The organism is Vulcanococcus sp. (assembly GCF_044369115.1).
GTDB lineage: Bacteria > Cyanobacteriota > Cyanobacteriia > PCC-6307 > Cyanobiaceae > Vulcanococcus.
The window spans coordinates 1-8811 of sequence record NZ_JBIPMN010000111.1 but is presented as its reverse complement, the minus strand read 5'-3'; the positions used below and the strand labels follow the sequence as shown (position 1 = coordinate 8811).

Sequence of the window (8811 nt, the reverse complement as noted above, 5' to 3'; positions counted from 1 at the left end):
CCTTGTTGGGGGAGCCGTAGCCGATGGTGGTGGTCACCTTGATCATCGAGGGACGATCGGTGACGCTCTTGGCCTCCTCAATGGCGCGGGCGATGCCGGCTAGGTCGGTGTTGCCGTCCGCTACGTGGATGGTGTGCCAGCCGTAGGCCTCGTAGCGCTTGAGCACATCTTCGGTGAAGGAAACGTTGGTGTTTCCATCGATCGTGATGTGATTGTCATCGTAGAGGGCGATCAGTTTGCCCAAGCCCAGGTGACCGGCCAGGGAGGCGGCTTCACCGCTCACACCTTCCTGGTGGCAGCCGTCGCCCATGATCACGTAGGTGGTGTGATCAACGAGCTTGCAATCGGGCTTGTTGAATTTGGCGGCCAGATGGGCTTCGGCCATGGCCAGACCCACAGCGTTGGCGATGCCCTGACCCAGAGGGCCGGTGGTCACTTCCACACCGGCGGTTTCAAAGGTTTCGGGGTGGCCGGGAGTCTTGGAGCCCCACTGACGGAACTGCTTGATGTCGTCGATGGTCACCGAGTCGTAGCCGGTGAGGTGCAGCAGCGCGTAGAGCAGCATGCAGCCGTGGCCGGCAGACAGCACGAAGCGGTCGCGGTTAAACCACTTGGGGTTCTTGGGGTTGTGCTTCAGGAACTTGTCCCAAAGCGTGTAGGCCATGGGCGCGCAACCCATCGGCAGACCCGGGTGGCCCGAGTTGCTCTTGTTGATCGCGTCGACCGCCAGGAAGCGGATGCTGTTGACGCAGAGGGTGTCGACGGATTGGATTCCAGCAGCAGGCGCGGCGACCATGGGATTACGGGTAAGGGCGAAGTGTGAGGAGCGGATAAACCGCGGTGAGCTGAGAAAGATCAGGTCATCCGGCGGAACGCCAGGCAGACGTTGTGGCCGCCGAATCCGAAGGAGTTGGACAGCACCACATCCAGTTTGTGTTCCCGGGCTTGGTTGGGAACGACATCCAGATCACAAGCAGGATCAGGATTTTGGTAGTTGATCGTAGGTGGCACCAGGTTGTGGCCAATCGCCAACACGGCTGCCACTGCTTCGATGCCGCCGCTGCCACCTAGCAGGTGACCCGTCATTGATTTGGTCGAACTCACCGGAATCTGCAGCGCGCGCTCCCCAAGGGAGGCCTTGATCGCCGAGGTTTCGTTGAGATCGTTGGCAGGGGTGCTGGTGCCGTGAGCATTCACGTAATCCACCGCTTCCGGATCGAGCCGTGCATCGCGCAGCGCCAGGCGCATCGCTTCAGCACCGCCTACGCCGCCGGGAGAGGGTGAGGTGATGTGGTGGGCATCGCAGGTCATGCCGTAGCCCACGATCTCGGCCAGGATCGTGGCGCCGCGGGCCTGGGCATGCTCCAGGCTCTCGAGCACCAAAACACCGGCGCCCTCACCGATCACAAACCCGTCGCGCTCCGCATCAAAAGGTCGGCTGGCGGTGGCGGGATCGTCGTTGCGGAACGACAGCGCCTTGGCGCTGGCGAAGCCGGCCACCCCCAGGGGAGTGATGGCTGATTCGGCGCCACCGCACACCATCGCGTCGGCGTGGCCGAGCTGAATCAGGCGGAACGCATCACCGATGGCATTGGAGCCGGCGGCGCAGGCCGTGGCCACGGCTGTGCTGGGGCCCTTGGCGCCAATCGCGATCGCCGTCAGGCCGGTGGCCATGTTCGGGATCATCATTGGCACGGTGAAGGGGCTCACCCGCGATGGACCCTTGTCGGCTAGCACGTGGGCCTGGGTTTCCATCATCAAGAGGCCGCCCACCCCGGAGCCGATGGCGGTGCCCACGCGGTGGGCATTGCTGTCATCAATGGTGAGGCCGGCATGGGCCACGGCCTGCTTGGCAGCCACCACACCGAACTGGCAGAACCGGTCCCAGCGCTTGGCCTCTTTGGGCTCGATGTAGGCGGAGGGATTGAACTCCTTCACCTCAGCGGCAAAGCGGCAGGCATGAGCGGAGGCATCGAACAGGGTGATTACTGCCACCCCGTTGCGTCCTGTGCTCAGGCCTTCCCAGTAGGAAGCAACAGTGTTGCCGATCGGTGTGACCGCGCCGAGACCGGTGACGACGACGCGGCGGAGACCCTCCACCATCAGTTCCTCAGGCCTGCTTGTCCTGGATGTACTTCACGGCGTCGCCCACGGTGGCGATGCCCTCAGCGGCTTCGTCGGGGATCTCGATGTCGAAGGCTTCTTCCAGAGCCATCACCAGCTCAACGGTGTCGAGCGAGTCAGCGCCCAGATCGTTCTGGAAGTTGGATTCGGGCTTCACTTCGCCGGCGTCAACGCTCAGCTGCTCGACAACGATCGAGCGGACTTTCTCGAAGATCGCTTCCTGGGACATGGCCGGTGTGGCGGACGCCGCATCCTACGGGGCGGTCTGCGGCGTACCCATGCGTATGAACAAGGGTGACGGAGCGGCAAAGGCGGCCGTTTGGCATGGGTACCTTGGGCGTCGCGTCCCGAGGCGACATGTCCCACGCCGTCAAGATTTACGACACCTGCATCGGTTGCACCCAGTGCGTGCGTGCTTGCCCCCTCGATGTGCTCGAGATGGTGCCCTGGGACGGTTGCAAGGCCGGCCAGATCGCGTCGTCGCCCCGCACCGAAGATTGCGTGGGCTGCAAGCGCTGCGAAACCGCCTGCCCCACCGACTTCCTCTCAATCCGGGTCTACCTGGGCGATGAAACCACCCGTTCGATGGGCCTCGCCTACTGAGGCTTTCGGCTTCTTCCCATAAGCTCAAGCCCGGCCCCTGCCGGGCTTTTTTTGTTGTTGGCAGCGCTATGTGCGGCATCGTTGCGGTGATTGGTTCGCGCGAAGCGGCCCCCCTGCTGCTGGAAGGTCTGCGCCAGCTGGAATACCGCGGCTACGACTCCGCCGGTATCGCCACAGTGAATGGTGAGCGGCAGCTGAGCTGCCTGCGGGCAGAGGGCAAGCTGGTGAATCTCACCCAGCGCTTTGAAGCCTCCGGCGCGGCGGGTCTGTGTGGCATCGGTCACACCCGCTGGGCCACGCACGGCAAGCCGGAGGAGCGCAACGCCCACCCCCACCTCGATGGCCCGGGCCGGGTGGCGGTGGTGCAGAACGGCATCATCGAGAACTACCGCACCCTGCGGGAAGAGCTGCAGGCGGAAGGCGTGGTGTTCCGCTCCGACACCGATACAGAGGTGATCCCGCATCTGCTCAGCCGCGAGCTGGCTCGGTTGCAGGCCGGCGGTTCAGCGCCCAGCGGTGCCCTGCTGCTGCAGGCGTTGCAGGCGGTGCTGCCGCGGCTGCATGGGGCCTATGCCTTGGCCGTGGTGTGGGGAGAGCTGCCGGGAGCCCTGGTGGTGGCCCGCAAGTCGGCACCGCTGCTGATCGGCCTGGGGGAAGGGGAATTCCTCTGCGCCAGCGACACCCCGGCTCTGGCCGGGTTCACCCGCACGATCCTGCCGCTGGAAGACGGCGAAGTGGCCCTGCTCACCCCCCTCGGGATTGAGCTCTACGACGCGGCTGGTGATCGAGTGCAGCGCACCCCGAGCCTGCTGAGCGGCACCGAGCACGTGGCGGATAAGCGCAGCTTCCGGCATTTCATGCTCAAGGAGATCCACGAGCAACCCGAAACGGCGGCGCTGTGGGTGGCACGGCATCTGCCGGAGGCTGAACCCGGCGCCGCTCCCCATGCCGGCTCACTGGTAGCACTGCCCCTCGATGAGAGCGTGTATGAGGGTGTGGAGCGGATCCAGATCCTGGCCTGCGGCACCAGCCGCCATGCGGCGCAGGTGGGTGCCTATCTGCTGGAGCAGCTGGCGGGCATTCCCACCAGCGTGTTCTATGCCAGTGAATTCCGCTACGCGCCGCCGCCGCTGAGCCCCCACACGCTCACAATCGGCGTGACCCAATCCGGTGAAACGGCCGACACGCTGGCGGCCTTGGCGATGGAACAGGAGCGGCGCCGCGCCATGGCGGATCCGGCCTATGCGCCGCGGCTGCTGGGGATCACCAACCGGCCGGAGAGCTCCCTGGGCCGGCTGGTGGATCAGATCCTTGACATCGGCGCCGGCATTGAGGTGGGCGTGGCCGCCACCAAAACGTTCCTGGGTCAGCTGCTGGCCTTCTATGGCCTGGCGCTGGCCTTTGCCGAGCGCCATGGCGGCGGCGCCACCGGCCACGGCCCCGAGCAGCTGCGCCAGCTGGCCGCAGGATTGCGAGCCCTGCCTGAGCAGCTGCGGGCGCTGGTGGACGACCACGACCGCCGCTGCGAGCAGCTGGCGCACCTGTTTGCCGACACGCAGGATGTGATCTTCCTCGGGCGTGGGATCAACTATCCGATCGCTCTCGAGGGTGCCCTCAAGCTCAAGGAGATCAGCTACATCCACGCCGAGGGCTACCCCGCCGGCGAGATGAAGCACGGTCCGATCGCGCTGCTGGATGCGCGGGTGCCCGTGGTGTCGATCGCAGTGCCGGGCACCGTGTTCGACAAGGTGCTCAGCAATGCCCAGGAAGCGAAAGCGCGGGATGCTCAGCTGATCGGCGTGGCACCGGAATGCGCTGATGCGGAGCTGTTCGACACACTGCTGCCGGTGCCCACAGTGGATGAGCTGCTCAGCCCGCTGCTCACGGTGATCCCGATGCAGCTGTTGAGCTATCACATCGCAGCCCATCGCGGCCTGGATGTGGATCAACCGCGCAACCTGGCGAAGAGCGTCACGGTGGAGTGAGCACCGGCTTCCGTGCCTAGGGCAACCTCTGCCTTGGCAGCCTGGCTACGGTTTTTCCTTAGTATGTGCTGATCATGCACAGGATAGTTCGATGGCGCCGCAGGGTGTTGAGCGGGCCACTGAGCGGGTTGCCGTGTTGATGACCCCTACGGAGAAAGCTGCTTACGCCGATCGGGCCAGCAGTCTTGGGCTGTCTCTGGGGCAGTTTTTCCGCGAAGCCGGTGCGTCCTATGTCAATCGCAGCAGTCAGCGCGATGAGGAGGCAGCTCTGGAAGCTGTCCTGAAGCAACTGGAGTTGAGCACGCGTCATGCTGAACAGACGCTTGATGAAGCCCTCGCCGAGGTTCGTGCTGCCTTGAATTCCGGATCATGAGCGTCACTGATCGGATTCTCACGGCGCTCACCACTGTGATTCGCATGAACGACAAGGTGGAGGAGATGGCTGGCCTGATGAAGGAGCAGCAACGCCGCCTCGATGACCTCAATGGACGCGTGATCCGTCTTGAGACCATGCTTGAACTGGCCTTTACCCGCTCTTCTGGATCAGTGGCTCGGCTTTCTGATGCTGATGGAGGCTCATCTGCCCGCTGAGTGCAGACCTCCTGGGGGTTTCAGGCAGTCGCGGTAGGTGCGATTGGGCGGGTCGTCGCGTCGCTGCGGCCGTAGCGGTCTTCGAAGCGCACGATGTCGTCTTCGCCGAGATACGGACCGCTCTGCACCTCGATCAGTTCCACCGGGATTTTCCCGGGATTGGTGAGGAGGTGCTTCGCACCCAGAGGGATGTAGGTGCTTTGGTTTTCACCCACCAGCTCTTCCACGCCGTCTTTCTCCACCAGCGCGGTGCCCTTCACCACGATCCAGTGCTCGGCGCGGTGGTGGTGCATCTGCAGGGAGAGGCTGGCGCCAGGATTCACCACGATCTTTTTCACCTGCCAGCGTTCGCCCTCGGTGATGCCGTCGTAGCTGCCCCAGGGGCGGTAGATGCGGCGGTGGGCCTTGCTTTCGGAGGCACCTTCGCGTTCCAGCAATCCCACGATCGTTTTCACGTCCTGGGCGCGGTCGCGGTGGGCCACCAGCACCACATCGTCGGTCTCCACCACCACCAGGTTGTCCACCCCCAGGCCCACCACCAGGCGGTGCTCGCTGCGCAGGTAGCAGTTGCTGCTCGCTTCTGAGATCACGCGCCCGCGCAGCACGTTGCCGTCGTTGTCTTGCTCCGCGGTTTCCCAGAGGGCGCTCCAGCTGCCCACATCACTCCAGCCGGCGTTTAGCGGGAGCACGGCGCCGCGGTCGGTGCGCTCCATCACGGCCACATCGATCGCCACATTCGGGCAGGCGGCGAACGCTTCCCGCTCCAGCCTCAGGAAATCAAGGTCTTCACTGTCGTGCTCGAGGGCGGCGCTGCAGGCGCTCACCACCTCCGGTGCCAGCCGCTCCAGTTCCGCCAGGATCGCGCTGGCTTTGAACAAAAACATGCCGCTGTTCCAGGTGAAGCGGCCGCTGGCCAGGAACTGCTCGGCCGTGGCGCGATCCGGCTTCTCCACGAAGCGGGCGATGCGCACGGGCTGCTGAGGCGCCCGATCGCTCTCATCGGCTGTGCCGCTGCTTTGGAGTGCTTCAGCGGCCTCGATGTAGCCGTAGCCCGTTTCCGGGGCGGTGGGCACGATGCCGAACGTCACCAGCTGGCCGGCTTCTGCGGCGGCCATCCCCGCCTTCACGGCCGCGCGGAAACGGGCGGCGTTCTGAATCACATGGTCGGCTGCGAGCACCAGCAGCAGAGGGTCGTCGCCGTGCGCTGTGGCCTGCAGGGCTGCCACGGCCACGGCCGGTGCGGTGTTGCGGCCCATCGGCTCCAGCAGGATCGCCGCGGGCTCCACACCGATCTGGCGCATCTGCTCAGCCACGATGAAGCGGTGGTCTTCATTGCAGATCAGCAGCGGAGGTTGCAGGCCAGCAATGCCCTCAAGCCGTTGATGGGTCTGCTGCAGCAGGGTGTCTTGGCCATCACCCGCCAGGGCCCAGTACTGCTTGGGATAGGTGGCCCGCGAGAGGGGCCACAGCCGGGTGCCGGTGCCGCCGCAGAGGATCACGGGAACGAGAGCGGTCATGGGCGAGCTGGGCGCAGCGGCGGCGTCTATGCGTGCAGCTATTCCAACCCAAGCCTGGGTCGCGGCCAACCCGCGCACCGCACCATCCAGAATTCTGTACAGACTGTCCGTTATTTCGGACCCTGCGGATGATGCGCTAGTCCGCTCCCTGGTCGCTGCCGGAGTCGGTCGCATCAGCGGCATCGGCCCCGGTGTTGGCGCTCAGCTCCAGCAAGCCCGGCGGCGGCGTGATCCCGATCCAGCCTGCCTGCAGCTCCACCACGGGCACGATCGCTTCCACAAAAGGAATCCACAGAGGCGCTCCACTGCCGCTCAGCTCCACCTCCAGCAGATCGTTGCCGGCGTGGATCAGGTCTTTCACGGTGCCGATACACCGGCCGCTGGGCTGGCCGGTGGCGTCGTCAGCACCCTCCAGCAGTCGTACCTCCAGACCCACCAGATCAAGGAGGTGGAATTCGCCCTTGGCCAGTTTGGGTCGATCTGCTGCTGGCACCAGCAGCTCCTGGCCCACCAGCGCTTCAGCGGCGCTGCGGTCGTCCACGCCCTCCAGGCGGATCACAAACAGCTCCTTGCCCGGCAGCTGACGGCCGCTGAGCAGTTCCACCTCAGCGGCCGTTGCCGTTTCGCCGCGGCGCCCCTGGGCAGGGCGCAGCCACCGGCGGCCAGGGCGGGTGAAGCGTTCGGGAAAGTCGCTGAGCGGATTAACCCGCAGTTCGCCGCGCAGCCCCTGGGCGGCCACCACACGACCAACCACCAGCAGCTCTTGCTCCTCAGCCATCAACCCATGCTGCGCCGTCAGCCTCGATAATGGCCCCGCACCCGAGCTGCACCCATGGCTGAAACCCTGCCGATCCTGCCGGGCTCCACCGTGGTGGTGCGCGATGCCACCTCGATCTACAACGGCTACCAGGGCTTCGTGCAGCGCATCAGTGGCCGCGATGCCGCCGTGCTGTTTGAAGGCGGCAACTGGGACAAGCTGGTGACCATGCCCCTCAAGATCCTGGAGCAGGCCTGATTACCTGGGCTGCTGGAGCTGCTCCAGCGCGACACGCGCCGCATCCTGCTCGGCCTGCCGGCGCGAACCGCCCCACCCTTCGCCCAGCGCACGGCCTTCGAGGCTCACCTGGCTGTGAAAACGCCTGGGGTCGCCATGGCGTTGGCTCACCTCCTGGCATTGGTAATGAGGAAGTCCAAGCTTCTGGCCTTGGCTCCATTCCTGCAGCGCTGATTTCCAGTTGTTGAGGTTGGGATCGGCTTGCAGCTGCTTGAGGCTGCGTTGCCAGTGGGGCCTGAGCCATTGGTGCACCGGCGTGAGGTCGCCCCAGATGCGATACAGCGCGCCGATCACCGCTTCGCAGGCTTCCGCCCGCAGGGTGGCGCGTCCGGTGTGATCACCCGCTGCCACCGCACCGATGCGCAGCACAGCATCGATCCCGCACAGCTCGCCCAGATTGGCCAGCCAGCGATCGCTCACGAGTTGTGCCCGCAGGCGCGAGCGCTCTCCCACCGAGAGCTGCGGCTGGGTGTCTTCCAGGAACTCAGAAGCCGCCAGCCGCAACACAGCATCGCCGAGAAACTCCAGCTGCTCGTGGTTGTAGGCCCGGCCCGCGGAGGTGTGGGTGAGGGCCTGCTCCAGGGGCATCAGCTCTGAATCGCCCAGCGACGCCGGCGGTTGCAGGGAGAGCTGGGTGAGGAAGCGGATCAGCTGCTGGCGGCGGGCGGCATCCATGGGCAGCGCTGAAGGGGTGAAAGCAGGACGTAAGCCGGGTTCTGTTCTCCGGAGTGCCGGAGCGCTCCGGGGGGTGATCATCTGTCTGGGACCACCGTTACCGGTGGCCTCGAGCGGCGCACTTGAAGCGGGACGGGTGTCATGGCCAACCGTTGTCCCTGGGCCTTGCTCCCAGCCGGGGTTTACCGAGCCAGCACCTCTCGATGCTGCTGGTGCGCTCTTACCGCACCTTTGCACCCTTGCCTGATCCCCGAAGGGCCAT

10 protein-coding genes, 1 other RNA gene and 1 pseudogene are annotated in these 8811 nt (G+C 65.3%); 5 read left to right on the top strand and 7 right to left on the bottom strand.

What is annotated here, in order from left to right:
* From ACIQ2E_RS09570 to acpP, 3 genes and pseudogenes are all read right to left on the bottom strand, one after another.
* Positions 1–796, bottom strand: a pseudogene (locus ACIQ2E_RS09570) (transketolase); the annotation flags it as partial.
* 59 nt (positions 797–855) lie between these two features.
* The gene (fabF, locus tag ACIQ2E_RS09565; RefSeq protein WP_398329485.1) at positions 856–2103 is read right to left on the bottom strand and encodes a beta-ketoacyl-ACP synthase II; all 1248 of its coding nucleotides are present in this window, start codon (positions 2101–2103) and stop codon (positions 856–858) included.
* A 7-nt stretch (positions 2104–2110) separates the two neighbouring features.
* Complete coding sequence (gene acpP / locus ACIQ2E_RS09560) at positions 2111–2353, bottom strand: acyl carrier protein (protein ID WP_010312348.1); 243 nt, start codon at positions 2351–2353, stop codon at positions 2111–2113.
* Positions 2354–2481: 128 nt separating this feature from the next.
* Here acpP and psaC point away from each other — a divergent pair, with 128 nt between their 5' ends.
* The 4 genes from psaC to ACIQ2E_RS09540 all read left to right on the top strand — a co-directional run bounded on the left by psaC (position 2482) and on the right by ACIQ2E_RS09540 (position 5303).
* Entirely contained in the window at positions 2482–2727 is a 246-nt protein-coding gene (gene psaC, locus ACIQ2E_RS09555) for a photosystem I iron-sulfur center protein PsaC (protein ID WP_006850103.1), read from the top strand.
* A gap of 68 nt (positions 2728–2795) precedes the next feature.
* The gene (gene glmS, locus ACIQ2E_RS09550; RefSeq protein ID WP_398329478.1) at positions 2796–4712 is read left to right on the top strand and encodes a glutamine--fructose-6-phosphate transaminase (isomerizing); all 1917 of its coding nucleotides are present in this window, start codon (positions 2796–2798) and stop codon (positions 4710–4712) included.
* A gap of 139 nt (positions 4713–4851) precedes the next feature.
* Positions 4852–5085 (top strand): hypothetical protein, encoded by a 234-nt coding sequence (locus ACIQ2E_RS09545; RefSeq protein ID WP_398329475.1) that lies wholly within the window; start codon positions 4852–4854, stop codon positions 5083–5085.
* Positions 5082–5303, top strand: coding sequence for a hypothetical protein (locus ACIQ2E_RS09540; protein WP_398329472.1), 222 nt, complete (start codon positions 5082–5084; stop codon positions 5301–5303). Before ACIQ2E_RS09545 ends, ACIQ2E_RS09540 begins: the two co-directional genes overlap by 4 nt.
* A gap of 20 nt (positions 5304–5323) precedes the next feature.
* On the opposite strand, the gene ACIQ2E_RS09535 is transcribed toward ACIQ2E_RS09540, so the two are convergent.
* Both ACIQ2E_RS09535 and rimM read right to left on the bottom strand, forming a co-directional pair.
* Positions 5324–6820, bottom strand: coding sequence for a mannose-1-phosphate guanylyltransferase/mannose-6-phosphate isomerase (locus tag ACIQ2E_RS09535; protein ID WP_398329469.1), 1497 nt, complete (start codon positions 6818–6820; stop codon positions 5324–5326).
* A gap of 136 nt (positions 6821–6956) precedes the next feature.
* The gene (gene rimM, locus ACIQ2E_RS09530) at positions 6957–7598 is read right to left on the bottom strand and encodes a ribosome maturation factor RimM (protein WP_398329466.1); all 642 of its coding nucleotides are present in this window, start codon (positions 7596–7598) and stop codon (positions 6957–6959) included.
* Positions 7599–7652: 54 nt separating this feature from the next.
* On the opposite strand from rimM, the gene ACIQ2E_RS09525 reads away from it, so the two are divergent.
* Complete coding sequence (locus ACIQ2E_RS09525; protein ID WP_398329463.1) at positions 7653–7835, top strand: NAD(P)H dehydrogenase subunit NdhS; 183 nt, start codon at positions 7653–7655, stop codon at positions 7833–7835.
* On the opposite strand, the gene rnc is transcribed toward ACIQ2E_RS09525, so the two are convergent.
* Both rnc and rnpB read right to left on the bottom strand, forming a co-directional pair.
* Positions 7836–8549: a ribonuclease III gene (gene rnc, locus ACIQ2E_RS09520; protein WP_398329460.1), complete on the bottom strand. Its 714-nt coding sequence runs from the start codon at positions 8547–8549 to the stop codon at positions 7836–7838.
* A 14-nt stretch (positions 8550–8563) separates the two neighbouring features.
* An RNA gene (gene rnpB / locus ACIQ2E_RS09515) (RNase P RNA component class A) lies at positions 8564–8811 on the bottom strand; the annotation flags it as partial.